The following is a 16,294-nucleotide window of genomic DNA, read 5'->3' on the forward strand; positions in this document are numbered from 1 at the left end:
TACTTAATTGAGCAGCAATACGATGCAGGGCGTCACCAAGCGAAGCGGTGACGAAGGGGATGTTGGATTGGTGGAGCACGCGCTGCCAAAGGCGCGCACGGGTTGTGTAGTTCTTCAGGTCGGCGGTGTCGGGCTGTGCGGTACGGACTTGCATATCTACAAGAATGAATACGCATCAAACCCGCCGGTGATCCTCGGGCATGAGGTCTGTGGGACGGTGGCCGAGGTGGGCGACGGTGTCGATCCTTCGTTGATTGGCAAACGATGTGTTGCCGAGACGTTTTTCTCGACGTGCCAAACCTGCCGCTATTGCCGCGAAGGGCGGCCAAATATGTGTGCGCAGCGCAAATCAATCGGGACCCATGTAAACGGAGCTATGGCGCCATTTCTGGAGGTTCCTGCCAAGAGCCTTCACGAGGTTCCTGATACGCTTTCCTTTGCCGAAGCAAGCCTTTCAGAGCCAGTAGCCTGCGTCGCCAATTCGCTTTTCGGAGCCGAGAGCTACATTGAACCTTCTGATCGGGTGCTCGTGACAGGGCCGGGCGCGATTGGCCTAATCGCAGCGCAGGTTGCGCGTTTGTGTGGGGCCGAGGTGACCGTTCGCGGGACCGACCGCGACGCGCAGCGCCTTGCCAAGGCGAGCGAGCTTGGTTTCGCGACAAGTGTTGTCGGAGACAGCATCGAAAGCGAGAGTTTTGACAAAGTCGTAGAGTGTTCGGGCTCTGGTTTTGCGTTTGCTGACGCGCTGAACCTGCTGACCAAGGGCGGGCATTTGATGAACATGGGGCTGAGCGGGAAAACCTCTACGCTTATGCTTGATCCGATATGTATGAAAGAGTTGAAAATCACTTCTGGGTTTGCCTCGACACCGCAGTCATGGCGCCGTGCGATGAAGTGGGTGAACTCTGGTCAAATTGAATTGGGGGCGCTGATCACGGACGTCCTTCCGCTGAGCAAATGGGACGTTGGTTTCGAGCGTTCCTTTGCGGCGGATGGAATTAAATTTGTGTTCGATCCGCGCCTAGACACATGAAGGTAGAACTCCTTTTCGAAGCTGGTTTGGAAACAGGCGAGGGGCCAGTTTGGGACGCACGTCTTCAATGCTTGTATTGCGTCGACAGCACCAATCCTTCGGTTTGGATGTTTGACGCGGATGGGGGTGTTCTGGATCGGATTGCGCTTCCCCAATGCATAGGTTTTGTGGCGCTGACAGAGAATACGAACCTATTGATCGTGGGATTGGAGGATGGCCTCTATCTGCTTGATCGCGCGACGCGTGAACTCAAATTTCTGATGGACCCTGAACCAAACACACCGACGAACCGTATCAACGATGGTATTGTCGACCTTGACGGGAGTTTGGTTTTCGGGACGCTACATGGCGAGCATACCAAACCAGAAGGCGCGTTCTATCACGTGTCGAAATCGCAGGAACTAACGCAGTTTGATACGGGGTATATCGTGTCGAATGGCCCATACCCTCACCCCGACGGTAAGCGGTTTTTGACGGCAAACTCAGAGATTTATGAAGTTTATGTCTTTGATCGAGCGGCATCGGGCGGGTTTGAGAATAAACGTCTGTTTTGTGACTGGCAGAGGTCTTGGGGCATTCCTGATGGGATTGTGTGTGATACCGATGGTGGCGTTTGGATCGGGACGTGGGGCGGCAGCCGCGTGATGCGATTCACCTCTGATGGCGCGGTCGATTTCCAGATCGAATTCCCTGTTTCTCAGGTAACAAAGGTCGCGTTCGGCGGCGCTGATTTAACCGACATTTACGTTACCACAGCACATCGCGGGCTGTCGCGTCGGGACGAGCCTCTTGCGGGTTCCTTGTTCCGTGTAAAGACGCCATTCGTTGGAATTCCAGCTGGGATTTCGCATGTGGAATTTCATTATTAGTACGCTAATTCCAAATTTCTAAAAAATTTGAAAAAATAATAGAAAATATGTTGCATTATTGATTGCCTTGGTCAAAGGTTCCCATACCGACAGCTCGCGCAGGCTTGGGGCTTTGTGCGACAGAGGGAGAGGGAGAAAACAAATGCAATTTAAGAGAATAGGAAAAGTGGTCGCAGCAGCGATCGTTGCTTCGTCGATGACCAATGCGGCATCCGCCGAGACATTTTATTGGGTGTCTCACGGATCGCCAGCAGACCCAGTTTGGACGTATTACCTTGAGGGTGCCAAACTCTGGGCCGAAGATACGGGCGCAACGGTTAACACGTCGTTCCATAGTGGCGATGTCGCGTCCCACCAAGAAGCCATTCGCGCAGCAATCGCTGCGGGTGCAGATGGGATTGCAACAAGTAGTCCCGATCCCGGAAGCCTTGTTGATGTTGCTTCGGAAGCAAACGAAGCAGGCATTCCGATCATTAACTTTAACACACCAGACCCGACCGCAAGTTTTGATGCCTACGTCGGCGGAGATCTAGAAGCTTATGGCCGCGGCTGGGCGCAGTATCTTGTTGATAACAACCTGGTGGAAAGCGGCGATTTCGTGTGGATGCCAGTGGAAGTTCCAGGCGCAACATATGGCGTCGAAGAGGAAAAAGGCATCGCCAGCGTTTTTGAGCCGCTCGACATCACATGGGAAGTTACCGATGCGACACTCGATCAGGCAGACATTATTGCACGTATGTCTGATTACCTCTTGGCGAATTCGGGCGAGATCGACGCGATTATCGGCCTTGGGGACTTGGTGACAGGTTCCATCAAGCGTGTGTTCGATCAGGTCGGCATCGAGGCGGGTTCGATCCCTGTTGTTGGCTGGGGTAACTCTCTCGATACAACCCAAGAGGTTCTGAACGGTTATGTAAATGCGGCGCAATGGGCCGACCCGCTGGCGACGAGCTATATGGCTCTGTCGATTGCGGCGATGTCATCAAGCGGCATTCCTCCTGGATTTAACGTCACAACCGGCGCTTTGTATGAAGCAGATACCGCGCAGATTTACGACGATATTCTTTCTGGAAAATAACCGAGACCACAACAGCGCAAACTACCCCTCGGTTGCGGCTGAGGGGTAGCAGCGCTCATTAAAGGCACCTCCACATGCAATCACCCACGGCACTTCGCAGCCTTCTGGCGCGACCCGAATTTGGGCCGCTTATACTTCTTGTTGCTGAAATCATCATTTTCGGTCTCATCAATCCTAACTTCTTGTCACCTCTGAACATCAGTAATACGCTGACATTTACTGTCGAACTTGGCCTGATTGCGTTATCTATGACGCTCCTGATGACCGCTGGAGAGTTTGATCTCTCGGTCGGTTCAGTGTTCGGCTTCACGCCGGTCTTGATGTGGACGCTTGTGAACAGCGGCGGGTTGCCGCTTGAGCTCTCATTCATTGTCGCGCTGGTGACTGCGATGGGGATTGGTTTGTTTAGCGGTCTGTTTGTGACGCGACTAAAAATCCCTTCGTTCCTTGTGACGCTGGGTATGTTGCTCGTGGTACGTGGTCTTGCGTTGGTTATTACGGATGGCTTCCCGCAACGCACGTGGGATTCACAAGATCACTGGCTTGCTAAACTTCTCGTTGGGGATTTCCGCATCGCGGGCTTTCGGATTTACGCTTCTATATTCTGGTTCATCGCGATTGCGGGCATACTGCACTATGTGCTGACCCGCACCAAAATGGGGAACTGGATACAGGCCTCTGGTGGCAATCCAGACGCGGCGCGCGCGCGTGGTGTTAAAGTGAACAAAACCAAAGTTGCACTCTTTATGCTTTCGTCAACGATGGCAGCTTTTGCAGGGATTATCAGTTCCATACGAACCTCGGCCGCCAATCCGAACAGCGGTGCAGGCTATGAGCTTGAGGTGATCGCGATGGTTGTGATCGGGGGGACGATCCTGACGGGTGGTCGCGGCTCGATTATCGGGACCGTGCTTGGGACGTTAATCTTGCGTGTGATGCGCAACGGTATTGTGCTGATCGGCGTTCCGGGGCTTGCGTATAACATTTTCATCGGCACGATTATTTTGGGCATGATGGCATTGCATTCGTGGCTTGATCGTCGCCACGTAGAGCGGGGGCGCTGATATGAAACCTGATCTTATCAGAATGGAAAACATCGTTAAAAACTATGGCCCCGTTCAGGCGCTCAGCGGTGTGAATCTCCACGTAAAGGAGCGCGAGATCGTCGGGTTGCTCGGCGATAATGGGGCGGGGAAGTCGACGCTTATCAAGGTGCTCTCGGGTGCTGTTCCAATCACAAGCGGCAAGATTTCCGTTCGCGGAAAAGAGGCAACGATCAAGACGACGACAGATGCGATATCCTATGGGATCGAGACAATCTATCAGGATAGTGCGCTGGTGACGCAGCTTTCGATTGCGCGCAATTTGTTCTTGGGGCGGGAGCCAACGACAGGGCCGAAGTTTCTCAATCGTTTGGACGAAGAGCACATGAACGAGGTCGCCAGTAAGCTTCTGCGCGAGGTCGGGATTTCTAAGAACATTCCACCAACCACACCAATTGCGGCCCTGTCTGGCGGAGAACGTCAAGCTGTGGCCATCGCGCGTGCGATGTATTTCGAAAGTGATTTGATTATCCTCGACGAGCCGACCAACAACCTTGGCGTGGCCGAAACACAGGGTGTACTTGATTTCGTTCGCGGCGCGCGCGCGTCGGGACACTCATGTATCTTTATTGCGCACAATATCCACCACGTTTTTCAGGTAGTTGATCGCATTATTGTACTACGGCGTGGTAAAGTTGTTGCCGATGATATCGACCCCAAGACCAGCACTGTTGAGGCTGTCGAGCGCGTTATCACCGGTATGGACGAAGAAGAAATCGTCTAGATTAAACAACCAAGTGAGCGGCGAAGGGAAGTTCTTCGCCGCTTTCCAAGACCACCCTGTCGCCCTTAATCTCCATTCGGACGGGGCCCGCTGCGTTGCTTGCGATTGCGCCCATCGCTGTACGGATTTCGACAACATCCGACTTTGTGAGATCCACACAGGTGGATATCCCCTGTTCGGAGAGGGCGTTCGGTTCGATGGATGCTTTCCAGCCATGAGGGCCGTAACTTGCGGCCTCCTCAATTCCCAATACGCCGACGTGTTCGCCATTCCACGGCGCGTATGGTCTACCGCCATTTGACATCCACAACATGGTTTGCGGTAGGACGGAAACAGGCTTGATGAGCATCGCGATGTCATTGTGGGACGGTCGCACCGCCGTTGCCCAGCCATACGGCCCCTGCGGATCATCTACCAACATCGCAAAATCGTCGTGCCCCTCCGCGAAGGGATACTGCGTGATATCCACGGGCCCATTTACCGTCGAGACCGAAGTCAGATCGGAAGTCTTGGTTGGATAAGTGAGAATAGATTTCCCGCCATCGCTCGCGTTCTCTGGGGGCGTGTCCGGCGTTTCCATCCACTTCTTGGCAGAAAATGCCAAGCGCCCGCCTTCGCGCAAATTAACCATGGCGTGGTGGGCCACTGGCACGGGCATTTTGCCGCCAGTAAAGCGGTGACACTGATATAGGAACGGGTGATCGTCGAGGAGGGTCCAGATTTTCTGTACCTGCGCACCTGCAATCGTCTGGGCGAGATTGAACGTCGCTTGTCGCCCGCCTTCGATCTCGATTTCTTGGTCAAAGGACCAAGTTCCGTTTGCCGTCCAGCCATGCACCGGACCGCCATTTAGGTCGTCACGAACGAATGGCGCACAAAAGAAATCGCCCGACATACGGCGCAGGTGGTTGGGTGTCTCCGCGGTGAAGCGCGACGGATCATCGGGTGCGTCCGCCCAAGGAACACGCGCCCACGGGTTGATTTTACGGCCATTTCGCTCGACTTCCAGCGCGGCCAACTGACCGCCATCAATATCGAAAATGGCCCGTATCCCGCGGGCTTCTAGTGTGTGGAGTGTCGTTCTCATAGTCTGCAAACCTTGGTTAATCCGCCATCAACGAGAATGTCCTCGCCGGTGATAAATGCCGCGCCATCGGAGGCGAGGAATGCGACGGTTTTAGCGACTTCTTCAGTTTTTCCAAGCCGTTCCAGCGCGTGCATGTGTTGGAAGCTCTTTCGCATCTTGCCTGTTTCGTCCGCATCGAGGATAGCCCGAGTCATCGTCGCATCAATCGCTCCGGGGGATACGGAATTCACGCGGATGTTCCACTGACCCCACTCCACCGCCAGCTGCCGAGTAAGCGCAATGATCGCCCCCTTAGAGGCCGCATATGCGCTCCACCCAAGGAGCGAGTGGCTCTGGTGGACAGAGGAAAGGTTGATAACAGAACCGCTGCCATTTTCACGGAAACCCTCAAACGTCGCGCGGCACATCCGCATTGTGCCCGTAACATTTACATCCAGAAGCCTTGTGATTTCGTGGTCCTGTAGCTCCGTGATCGGCGTTGCAGGGAGGGCGATGGCGGCGTTATTGACTAGTATGTCGAGTTTTCCGAATGTGCTCTGGGCGGCTGAGACAGCGGCCTCAACGGACGATTGGTCGGTAATGTCGCATGGGATATATTGTGCCTGCTGGCCTTTGGCGTTGATCTTGGCGGCCACTTCGCGGCCTAGTTCGTCTTGAACGTCAACCAAAGTGACCGCTGCGCCCTGTGCCGCGAGTTCGATTGCCATACCTTCGCCGAGGCCACGTGCGCCCCCCGTAACAAGTGCCGTTTTCCCTTTGACTGACATTCCCGCTCTCCCTTTTGTTCAAAGCATTTCGCCACATTCCACCTCGTCCCACCAGTGGGCTGAATGGCTTTGGTATCTTGAGCATATGTAGTAGAAAAATTCTATATTAGTTTTCATATTTTTATTAAATTTGGAATTTTTGTGTTGAAAAATGTTTGTCGTCGGTTCATGAAGTTCACAGAAAAGGGAGAGCAGGATGGCTGTTAAGCTTGATGTGATTACGATGGGGCGATCCTGTGTGGATCTCTATGGCGCGCAAATCGGTGGCGAGCTCGAAGAGATGCGCAGCTTTGAGAAATACATCGGCGGCTCTCCTACGAATATTGCGTGTGGTTCGGCGCGACTTGGCCTGCGAACGGGACTGATCACTGGTGTTGGTGACGAGTATATGGGGCGCTTTATCCTTCGCGAGCTAGAGCGTCACGGCATTGATATTTCAGGAGTAAAGGTCGATTCTGATCGCCTCACGGCGCTTGCGATGCTCGGTATTCGTGACGAAGAGCAATTCCCGCTCATATTCTTTCGCGAGAACTGTGCTGACATGGCTCTCTCGGCTGATGATATTGACGAGGCTTTTATAGCCAGCACCCGTGCGCTTGTAATCACAGGCACGCATCTAAGCCAGCCACAGACTGAGGAAGCGGTCCTCACGGCGCTGAGATATGCGCGCAAAGCGGGCGCGCGCACGGCTTTGGATATTGATTTCCGTCCGAACCTTTGGGGTTTGGCGACGCACGGGCAGGGCGAAGAACGTTTTGTTGCCTCGGATGAGGTGACTTCGCGTTTGCAGGCGCATCTGCACTTGTTTGACCTCATCGTTGGCACTGAGGAGGAGTTTCACATCGCGGGCGGTTCCACCGACACAATCGCCGCGCTGCGCGCCGTGCGCGCGCGAACGGATGCCATACTGGTTTGCAAGCGCGGCGCAATGGGCGCTGCCGCATTTGAGGGCCACATTCCCGAAAGTCTTGATGATGGGCAGAGCGGCCGCAAATTCGCTATCGAGGTGTTCAACGTTCTCGGGGCCGGGGATGGATTTATGGCGGGTTTGCTCAAGGGGTGGCTTGATGACCTGCCTTGGGCAAAATCAATTGAGTACGCGAATGCCTGTGGCGCAATTGCGGTTAGTCGACATGGCTGTACACCTGCGTACCCGAGCCTTCAGGAGCTTGAGTATTTTCTAAAGACGGGTATCAAGAATCCTGCGCTGCGCATGGATCAAGAACTTGAGCAGCTCCACTGGTCAACGACCCGACCGAAATTGCGAGCGGACCTCTGTATCTTCGCGTTTGATCATCGTGCGCAGTTTGAAGCGATGGACAACGCCACGCCCGAGAAAATCGGTGCGTTCAAATCTCTATGCCTTGATGCGGCGCTAAAAGTTGCCGATGGACGCGACGGGTTTGGCATACTTTGCGACAACCGGCTTGGGCGGCAGTCATTGCATCGTGCGATGGGGACTGGCTTGTGGGTCGGGCGCCCCGTTGAATGGCCATCCTCTCGACCACTTGCGTTTGAGCCAGAGCTTGGGCCGGACCTTGGCGGCCTTGTGTCCTGGCCATCGCCGCAGGCGTGCAAGGCCCTTTGTTTTTATCATCCTGACGATCCTGACTGGCTTAAGAATGAACAGGAAACCACGATCATTAGACTGTTCCATGCCTGTCGCCGAAATAGCATCCAGTTTGTGCTAGAAGTGATCGCCTCAGGCTTTGGTCAGGTTGACGAAGATACCACCGCGCGCACGCTTCGGCGCTTCTACGAGTTGGGAGTTTACCCTGATTTTTGGAAGCTGGAGCCAATGCAAACCGAAGCAGCATGGGATGCGACTTGTCAGGTGATTAACGAGTTCGACCCGCATTGTAATGGCGTCCTCATCTTGGGGCTAGGTGGGAGTGCCGATTCACTTAAGGCGAGCTTCCAACTTGCGGCAAAGCAACCCCTTGTGCGTGGATTTGCCGTTGGCCGCACGATTTTTGCGGATGTAGCCCAGAGATGGCTAAACGGTGAAGTTGGTGATGAAGCGGCGTGCAAAGAATTAACACGCGGCTTTGCGGAACTGAGCAGCAACTGGCAAAAACTGCGCGCTAGTTGTTCGGTAGGTTCTCGCGGAAAATAATCTGTAGGCGTGGTGGGACCGTCTCGTAGGGTTCCTGCCGCGCGGCGTGGGTTAGGGTGATCAAGGCTTCGCGTATTTCGGCGCGTGCGTTCTGGTCGATCACGGCATCCAAAACACCTTTTAAGAGCAGTGACTTATTGCCTTGTGTTGCGTCATGAGCAATAAAGCGCAGGCGCCCCGCCTGACCGAATTTGGCAAGTGCCGAAGCAATGCCGGAAGTGCCGCCGCCCGCGTTATATACGCCATGTAAATCGGGGTGCTTGGCAAGCACACGTTCCATTTCGGCTTCGGCCATATCGCGGTTGTCCTGAACCTCGCAGTGCTCGACGACGGTGATATTGGGGAAGTCTTCTCTCAGGATTTGCCGAAACCCCATTTCGCGCTCCTGATGGCCACGGTAGGCAAGTGAGCCCGCAAAGAAGGCGATTTTATTGGGGGTGGGCGGCATCAAGCGTCCCAGCAGGTACCCCGCCAGCCGTCCCGCTTGGGTGTCGTCAATCCCGATATAGCCGAGATGTCCGACGGTGCGAACATCCGATCCAAGTGTGCATACGGCGATGCCCTGATCAATCATGCGGCGGACCGCTTCTCGAACAATGGGGTGATCCATCGCCAGCATCGCGATTCCGTCGACGCGTCCTTCAAGCTCTTGGAGTTTTTGGGCGAGCGCCTCGGCGTTAAATGCTTTTACCCGCTCGACGGTCGCAGTGACCCCAATCATCGAAGGAACCTGAAGCATCAATTGCTGTGCCAGTTCGTGCACAAACGCGTTGGTACCTTCAGGTAATACAAACGCCAGGCGCACCGATGTGGGAGTGTCGTTCTCGGGAATTATGTAGCCCAGTTGTGCCGCCGCACGCATGACGCGCTGCTTGGTTCGCTCGCTCACTCCGGCGCGATTGTTGATAACGCGGTCCACCGTGGCGAGCGAAACGTTGGACTTGTCAGCGACGTCAGAGAGTGTGGGATTCGGCATCCGGATTTCCGCGTTCTGAAATGAGGTGATTTGAGGTATGATGCATCAATTTCGATCCGTCAATTCCAAATTTTTGACATGATGACGCAAATTTTTGCATTAAACCTCTCATAAACCCTCAAACCGTGATTGACACTTGAGGGGTGCGATTCAATCCTCTTTCAACAAGTTAGAGGAGGCACTTGCCAGGGGAGAGGGTATGCTTTGCGCGTGTAAAACGATGCATATGATCTCTTGGGCGTGCATGCAGGAAAAGCACGAATGTCGATCATAGATAAACGACTCGTCGGTCGGGACTACAGCTTAACAGGGCCAGAAAACCAACGCGCTGTTGAGGCCGGGTTGGCCTCGGCTGAGTGGTACCACTCCGAAATACCGCGCAAAGTGATGAAGGATCTGATGCGCCGAAGTGATGGTCCCGCAACGCGGGATACGATTATTTGGCTTGGCTTGCTCTTGGTGACAGGAGCAGGCGGCGTGTTGTTTTGGGGCACATGGTGGGCAGTTCCGTTTTTCGTGGTTTACGGTGTGCTCTATGGGTCGGCGTGCGATAGTCGCTGGCACGAATGCGGGCACGGAACGGCCTTTCGGACCTCGTGGAAAAACGATGTGGTCTATCATATCGCGTCCTTTATGGTGATGCGGAACCCGATTTGTTGGCGTTGGAGTCACGCGCGACACCATACGGATACGATTATTGTTGGGCGCGACCCAGAGATCGCGCTCATGCGCCCGACGGTCATTGCGAAAACCGCACTGTTGTTCATTGGGATGCCGAGTGTCCTGCAATATCCTGGGTTGTTGTTGAAGCATGCGACAGGACATTTGACGCCGGACGAAGCGGATTATGTGCCGGAAAGCGAAGTGCCCAAGGCATTTCTCTGGGCGCGCATTCATCTTGCGATATACGCCGCAACGCTTGTGGTAGCGCTGGCGACGTGGTCGATCATCCCATTTATGCTGATTGGTGGACCTGCGATCTATGGAGCGTGGCATCGCGTGCTAACGGGGATACTGCAACACGCGGGACTTGCCGAGGATGTGCTTGATCATCGCCTGAACAGTCGCACAGTCTATATGAACCCGATTAGCCAGTGGATTTACTGGAACATGAATTATCACGTGGAGCACCATATGTTCCCGATGGTTCCGTATCATGCGCTGCCGCGCTTGCATGAGCTTATCAAAGATGACCTGCCGCCGCCTAATCGTTCAATGATTGAGGCCTACGCCGAGGTATTCGCCTCGCTCAAGCGGCAACGCACAACGATTGATTATTATGTTCGCAAAGAGTTGCCGCCAACCGCGCGACCATACCGCGAAGAACTGCACGACATTGATGTCGCGCGTACCTAATGGAGACCGGAATGACCGATTGGATTGATGTGTGTGACGTAGAAGATGTGGAGCTAGAGGATGTGATCCGCTTTGATCACGATGGCCGCACCTTCGCCGTATACCGCTCACTCGAGGGGGACGTCTTTGCGACGGACGGGCTGTGCACGCATGAACAAGTACATCTGGCGGATGGGCTTGTTATTGATAACACGATTGATTGCCCCAAGCACAATGGCCGTTTCAATTATCAAACGGGTGCGCCGCTACGGGCGCCGGTGTGTGAGGCGCTCAAGACCTATCCTGCACGCGTCGAAAATGGCCGCATAGAGATTGCGGTGTCCTGATGAGCCGTATCACCCGCCCAACCGTTGCCGATCTGCGCTCGCTCAAAGGCAAGACACAACTGACGATGCTGCGCCTTGCGTCACTCGATGAAGCACGCGCCGCCGAGGCCGCAGGAATCCAGATCGCCTCTGTGACACCTGATTTGGTTTCAAACCCCGAATACCGCACAGCAGCGCCGCACGTGTTTACCATGACCGGCAAGGCCCACCCCGAGGCAGGAACGCCCGATGATTACTTGCGGTTTTGCGGCGAAATGCTCGGGATTGGCGCGGATGCGTTGTATTGCTCGGGGAGCCTCAAGACAGTTGAGTACCTTGCAAGAGAGCATATCCCGATCGTTGGCCATGTGGGGCTAGTTCCTTCGCGCGCAACTTGGACGGGAGGTTTTAAGGCTGTGGGTAAGACTGCCGAGGCCGCAATCGCGCTTTATCATGAGTGTCGTGCCTATCAGGAGGCTGGGGCCTTTGCCGTTGAGATTGAGGTCGTTCCAGTGGAAGTGGCAACGGAGATATGCAAACGCCTTGATCTCTTGCTCTGGTCGATGGGGTCGGGCGCTGGATGTGACGCCCAGTATCTGTTCTCGGAGGATATCCTTGGCGAAAACAGGGGCCACATGCCGCGTCATGCAAAGGTCTATCGTCAATTTGCGGCTGAATATGATCGACTGCAACAAGAGCGTATCGACGCGTTTACCGAGTATCGCGACGACGTGGCATCGGGTGCATTTCCAGAGAGTAAGCAACTCGTACATATGGCACCCGCCGAGCACGAAGCCTTCCTAGAGGGGATCGGTGCGTGAAGGTTTGCCTCGCGGATAAGGTGATTATCGTCACAGGGGCGGCGAGCGGCATCGGCGCGGCCATCGCGCGGCTTGCGGCGGAATCCGGCGTTGGCGGATTGGTCCTTACCGATCGAGACGCGGCAGGTCTTGGCGCGGTCGCGGCGGGCATCAAAGCGCCAGTGGTTCAGGTGGTTGCTAATCTGCTTGACCCTAGCGCCCCGAAACAAATCATTGAAGCGGCGATAGATGGTTTTGGCCGCATCGACGGGCTTGTGAATGCCGCAGGAATAACATCGCGCGCATCGGTTCTCGATGGCGATATCGAGTTATGGGATGCGCTTTTTGCGGTGAACACACGCGCGGCGTTCTTCCTGATGCAGTGCGCCATCAGGGACATGACCGCGCGTCGCGCCAGCGGGGCAATCGTGAACATCCTTTCGATCAATGCGCACTGCGGCACAGAGGAGCTAGCGATTTACTCCGCAAGTAAGGGCGCGCTCTTGACGCTCACCAAGAACGCCGCGAATGCGCACCTTGCTGATCGCATACGGGTCAATGGCATTAACCTTGGCTGGGCTGATACGCCCGTAGAGCATCAGATGCAGGCCGACATTCTTGGGCAAGGAGATGCATGGCGCGAAGAGGCCAGCGCTCGCTTGCCGCTCGGACGTCTCATCACACCAGAGGAGGCAGCGCGAACAGCGGTTTTCCTGCTGGCGGATGCGTCGGTGCCGATGACTGGCGTGGCGGTTGACTTGGAGCAACGTGTGATCGGGGTGCCGAAATGAGGTGGGCAGGACAGTCGATACAGCTCGCGAACTTGCGAATGGCAAGAGTTGACAGCGTTCGTATCGCTGCGCGACGCTGGAATTGGGGGAGAGGATAATGGGAGATTTTAGCAAACTTGGCGCTGCCGTAATTGGCACGGGTTTTATTGGCACGGTCCATACACAGGCCTTGCGAAGACTGGGCGTGCAAGTACACGGAGTTCTTGGCTCTAGCCCTGAACGCGGAGCAGAGCAGGCAGCGGTCATGGGAGTCGCTCATGCGTATGCGTCCCTTGACGAATTGCTGGCGGATGAGCGGGTTGATGCGGTGCATGTCACGTCGCCTAACCATCTTCACTACGCGCAGGTAAAGGCGATCTTGGCTGCGAAAAAACACGTGATTTGCGAAAAGCCGCTTTCCATGACCTCCGAGCAATCCAAAGAGATGGTTGCCCTTGCCAAGGCGAGCGGCAAAGTCTGTGCGGTGTGCTACAACATTCGCTTTTACCCGCTGAACCAGCACGCGCATGGCATGGTTACTTCTGGCGAGTTGGGTGACGTTCGCTTTGTAACGGGGCACTACCATCAGGATTGGCTTGCGAAGCCTACCGATTGGAACTGGCGTCTTGAAACGGATGAGGGCGGCGCGCTTCGGTCAGTCGGGGATATCGGGACCCACTGGCTTGATTTGCTGAGCTTTATCACAGGGCAAAAGATCGTGTCGGTGTTTGCCGATCTGACAACATTCATCCCCGAGCGCGAAAAGCCGAAAGGTCCGGTCGCAACGTTCTCGGCGGCCGCTGGTGAAACCGAGAAGCGCGAAATCAAAACTGATGACGCCGCGATGATCATGCTGCGGTTTGCGAATGGCGCGAAGGGCGTGATGTCCACCAGTCAAATCAACATTGGCCGCAAGAATTCCCTACAATGGGATGTCGCAGGTTCCAAAGCGTCCGCCGCGTGGGATTCCGAAACGCCTGATCATTTGTACATCGGGCATCGCGATGGCCCCAACCAGATTTTGCAACGGGATGCGTCGATGATGAACGCAATCGGCGCAAGTGCGGCGAGCCTTCCTGGCGGGCACGTAGAGGGATTTGCCGATAGCTTCTTTGCGTTTTTCCGAAGTGTGTATGCCGATATCGCGGCGGGACAGCCCTCTGATGACGCAACCTATGCCAGCTTTGAGGACGGCGATTACGAAATGCGCGTTTGCGATGCAGTGCTGAAAAGCGCTGCGGACAAAACGTGGGTCGATGTTTAGTTAAAGGACGTATGAAATGAAATTGGGCCTGCTTACTGCACCTTTTGAAGATACAAGCTTAATGGATGTCGCAGATTGGACCGCCGCAAATGGAATGTCGGCGCTCGAGATCGCGTGCTGGCCCGCGTCAGGTGGTGAAAAACGTCGTTATGCGGGGACATCCCACATCGACGTTGATGGCATTTCAAAATCCCAAGCGGGCGAGATTAAATCGGCGCTGGCCGACAAGGGCATCGAGATTTCGGGCCTCGGATACTACCCCAACCCGCTTCACGAAGAACAAGAGCATCGCGACGAAGTGATCGGCCACCTCAAGAAGGTCATCACTGCGGCGGGCCTTATTGAGGTTCCAGTTGTCAACACCTTCGTTGGCGGAGATCGCAAGCTAACCGTGGACGAAAACTGGGAAAGGGCAGAGCAAATTTTCCCTGAAATCATCGCCCATGCGCGCGACAACGGTGTGACTTTGGCGTTTGAAAACTGTCCTATGATATTCTCGAACGACGAGTGGCCCGGTGGCCATAATATTGCGTACTCGCCACGTATCTGGCGCCGCATTTTCGAAAGTTGGGAAGGGGTCGGGATGAACTTCGATCCTTCGCACCTGGTTCTTCAAATGATTGACCAGACAAGATTTATTCGCGAATTCGGCGAGAAATTTGTTCACGTCCACGCCAAAGACCTGATGATTGATCGTGACGGCCTATATGAGCGGGGCATACTCTCGGCAGGTATGGGCTGGCAGGTTCCTCGTCTTTGCGGACTCGGTGATGTGGACTGGGGGGATTTCTTCTCGCAGCTATATCGCGTGGGGTACGACGGCCCCGTTATTATCGAACACGAAGACAGGGACTTTGAGGGAACCGACGAAAGAATTAAGCGCGGCTTTTGTCTCGCGCGTGATATTCTAGCTCCGTACATCAAGTAGGGCGGAATAAGAGGACGACAACAACCATAGGGAGGAGATAAAATGAGGAAAATAGCTACAAGTACAGCAGCTCTGGCGCTGTTCGCGGGAAGCATTGGAAGTGCCGCAATGGCCGAAGGCTACAAGATCGGTATCTCGAATACCGTTCAGGGTAATGGCTGGCGCGAGGAAATGGTCTGCGCGATGAAGGCGCAGGCGCGTTCTTCGGGTAAGGTCGAAAGCCTGAACATCGCACACCGCAACACCGATGCAGCGGGTCAGCTCGAGGACATTCGCAACCTAATCCAAGCAGGAGTGGATGCGATCGTTTTGAACCCGTCCAACTCTGACGGTGTGAATTCGGCTATCGAAGAGGCGATTGCCGCCGATATCGTTGTGGTTGCGGTTGACCAAGCCGTAAGCGCAGAGGGCGCGTATATTCTCTCGAATAACCAAGAAGAATACGCATATCTCGGTGCCAAGTGGCTCTTTGAAGAGTTGGGCGGCAAAGGCGACGTTGTTTATATGCGTGGCGCTGCCGGTGCTGGTGCGGATGACGACCGCGATAAGGGGTTCCAGCGCGCGTTGGCAGAACATCCCGATATCAACGTCGCTCACGAGGTCTTTACGGGCTGGCAGCAGGATCAGGGTAAACAGCAGATCCTTGACTATCTTTCAACGGGTCTTCCTGTTGATGGCGTCTGGACCAGCGGTATCGACAACGTAATCGTAGATGCGTTTATCGAGTCCGATGTTGATCTTGTGCCAATTGTCGGTGCAGATAACGCGGGCTTTGTCGGGCAGTTGGCAACGGTTGACGGTTTCACCGGCGCGGCGGTTACCAACCCCGGTTCAATCGGCGGTGCGGGTGTGACGCTTGCGGTGCAAATCCTTGATGGTGAGATGCCGGAGAGCACAACGGTTCTGGTTGATCCTGCTCTTTGGGCCAATAACGACCCTGAAGGCATGAAGCTCATCGAAGCGGCGCAAAACCCGAACCTCGATCCCGAGTGGCCCGTGTCGGTCTCGATCCCTGGTTGGACAACTTATTCCACCGAAGAGATCATCGCCTGTAAAGGCCCAGGTGAATAAGACAGCTTTGGCCTCGGTTTGCGCCGGGGCCAATTCCAATCGGCAAG

General features: G+C 54.9%; 16 protein-coding genes. 13 read left to right on the top strand and 3 right to left on the bottom strand.

The window, feature by feature from the left end:
* Positions 1-7: 7 nt before the first annotated feature.
* The 5 genes from ACFE33_RS05915 to ACFE33_RS05935 all read left to right on the top strand — a co-directional run bounded on the left by ACFE33_RS05915 (position 8) and on the right by ACFE33_RS05935 (position 4,807).
* Positions 8-1,033: a zinc-binding dehydrogenase gene (locus ACFE33_RS05915; RefSeq protein WP_380058052.1), complete on the top strand. Its 1,026-nt coding sequence runs from the start codon at positions 8-10 to the stop codon at positions 1,031-1,033.
* Entirely contained in the window at positions 1,030-1,902 is an 873-nt protein-coding gene (locus tag ACFE33_RS05920) for an SMP-30/gluconolactonase/LRE family protein (protein WP_380058053.1), read from the top strand. Before ACFE33_RS05915 ends, ACFE33_RS05920 begins: the two co-directional genes overlap by 4 nt.
* 142 nt (positions 1,903-2,044) lie before the next feature.
* On the top strand, positions 2,045-2,980 hold the full coding sequence (locus ACFE33_RS05925; RefSeq protein ID WP_380058055.1) for a substrate-binding domain-containing protein: 936 nt from the start codon (positions 2,045-2,047) through the stop codon (positions 2,978-2,980).
* Positions 2,981-3,054: 74 nt separating this feature from the next.
* Positions 3,055-4,044: an ABC transporter permease gene (locus ACFE33_RS05930; protein ID WP_380058056.1), complete on the top strand. Its 990-nt coding sequence runs from the start codon at positions 3,055-3,057 to the stop codon at positions 4,042-4,044.
* Between the two features lies 1 nt (position 4,045).
* Positions 4,046-4,807, top strand: a complete 762-nt coding sequence (locus ACFE33_RS05935) for an ATP-binding cassette domain-containing protein (RefSeq protein ID WP_380058057.1) — start codon at positions 4,046-4,048, stop codon at positions 4,805-4,807.
* Between the two features lies 1 nt (position 4,808).
* Here the strand turns inward: ACFE33_RS05935 and ACFE33_RS05940 are convergent, their stop codons facing one another.
* Entirely contained in the window at positions 4,809-5,894 is a 1,086-nt protein-coding gene (locus ACFE33_RS05940) for a hypothetical protein (protein WP_380058059.1), read from the bottom strand.
* The gene (locus ACFE33_RS05945; RefSeq protein WP_380058061.1) at positions 5,891-6,661 is read right to left on the bottom strand and encodes an SDR family NAD(P)-dependent oxidoreductase; all 771 of its coding nucleotides are present in this window, start codon (positions 6,659-6,661) and stop codon (positions 5,891-5,893) included. Before ACFE33_RS05945 ends, ACFE33_RS05940 begins: the two co-directional genes overlap by 4 nt.
* Positions 6,662-6,857: 196 nt before the next feature.
* Here ACFE33_RS05945 and iolC point away from each other — a divergent pair, with 196 nt between their 5' ends.
* The gene (gene iolC, locus ACFE33_RS05950; RefSeq protein WP_380058063.1) at positions 6,858-8,777 is read left to right on the top strand and encodes a 5-dehydro-2-deoxygluconokinase; all 1,920 of its coding nucleotides are present in this window, start codon (positions 6,858-6,860) and stop codon (positions 8,775-8,777) included.
* Here iolC and ACFE33_RS05955 read toward each other — a convergent pair.
* Positions 8,746-9,753 carry a LacI family DNA-binding transcriptional regulator gene (locus ACFE33_RS05955; RefSeq protein WP_380058065.1) on the bottom strand — a complete coding sequence of 336 codons (1,008 nt, stop codon included), beginning with the start codon at positions 9,751-9,753 and terminating at the stop codon, positions 8,746-8,748. The genes iolC and ACFE33_RS05955 overlap by 32 nt on opposite strands.
* Before the next feature lie 261 nt (positions 9,754-10,014).
* On the opposite strand from ACFE33_RS05955, the gene ACFE33_RS05960 reads away from it, so the two are divergent.
* From ACFE33_RS05960 to ACFE33_RS05990, 7 genes are all read left to right on the top strand, one after another.
* Positions 10,015-11,109, top strand: a complete 1,095-nt coding sequence (locus tag ACFE33_RS05960) for a fatty acid desaturase family protein (RefSeq protein WP_380058066.1) — start codon at positions 10,015-10,017, stop codon at positions 11,107-11,109.
* An 11-nt stretch (positions 11,110-11,120) separates the two neighbouring features.
* Positions 11,121-11,435, top strand: coding sequence for a MocE family 2Fe-2S type ferredoxin (locus ACFE33_RS05965; protein ID WP_380058067.1), 315 nt, complete (start codon positions 11,121-11,123; stop codon positions 11,433-11,435).
* Complete coding sequence (locus ACFE33_RS05970; RefSeq protein ID WP_380058068.1) at positions 11,435-12,235, top strand: 3-methyl-2-oxobutanoate hydroxymethyltransferase; 801 nt, start codon at positions 11,435-11,437, stop codon at positions 12,233-12,235. Before ACFE33_RS05965 ends, ACFE33_RS05970 begins: the two co-directional genes overlap by 1 nt.
* A complete protein-coding gene (locus tag ACFE33_RS05975; RefSeq protein WP_380058069.1) occupies positions 12,232-13,005 on the top strand; it encodes an oxidoreductase in 774 nt (257 codons plus the stop codon). The genes ACFE33_RS05970 and ACFE33_RS05975 overlap by 4 nt, the downstream gene beginning before the upstream one ends.
* A gap of 97 nt (positions 13,006-13,102) precedes the next feature.
* Complete coding sequence (locus tag ACFE33_RS05980) at positions 13,103-14,248, top strand: Gfo/Idh/MocA family protein (protein WP_380058070.1); 1,146 nt, start codon at positions 13,103-13,105, stop codon at positions 14,246-14,248.
* Between the two features lie 16 nt (positions 14,249-14,264).
* Positions 14,265-15,176 carry a sugar phosphate isomerase/epimerase family protein gene (locus ACFE33_RS05985; protein ID WP_380058072.1) on the top strand — a complete coding sequence of 304 codons (912 nt, stop codon included), beginning with the start codon at positions 14,265-14,267 and terminating at the stop codon, positions 15,174-15,176.
* Positions 15,177-15,218: 42 nt separating this feature from the next.
* Positions 15,219-16,247 (top strand): substrate-binding domain-containing protein, encoded by a 1,029-nt coding sequence (locus ACFE33_RS05990; RefSeq protein WP_380058073.1) that lies wholly within the window; start codon positions 15,219-15,221, stop codon positions 16,245-16,247.
* The last annotated feature ends 47 nt before the right edge of the window (positions 16,248-16,294 follow it).

It is taken from the genome of Falsihalocynthiibacter sp. SS001, from assembly GCF_042445055.1.
Taxonomy (GTDB): Bacteria; Pseudomonadota; Alphaproteobacteria; order Rhodobacterales; family Rhodobacteraceae; genus Falsihalocynthiibacter.